1 protein-coding gene is annotated in these 266 nt (G+C 56.8%); it reads right to left on the bottom strand.

The features are described 5' to 3' along the window. Nucleotides 1-182 (bottom strand): hypothetical protein (locus AC1RPG_RS08805; protein ID WP_481762607.1); only part of this gene is annotated, 182 nt, incomplete at its 3' end. Nucleotides 183-266 lie beyond the last annotated feature (84 nt).

The raw sequence follows: 266 nt of genomic DNA, 5'->3' as shown, positions 1-266 counted from the left end.
ACCTGAACGTGATTCTGAAGTTGGCGCGCGATACGAATGCGGTGGGCATGGTTGCCGACCAGTGGCAGTCGATCGATTTGTTGCAGCGAATCCGGGAAGACATGGGTCTGAATCCGCTTGGGAAGCCCCGGTGTCTGCCGCGCCAGTACAGCCCGCGCCGCAAGGAATTCGATGCGTGCCATGCGATGATTGCCTCAAAGAACTTGATATTTCCGACTGTGACGGAAGCCGAGGGTACACGAATCATGGCTGGTGGTATTGAGGAC

The sequence above is a fragment of the Dellaglioa sp. CoH-57-MRSF-18 genome (assembly GCF_056781995.1).
The sequence above is the reverse complement of the archived record's forward strand: the minus strand, read 5'-3'. Positions and strand labels throughout refer to the sequence as shown.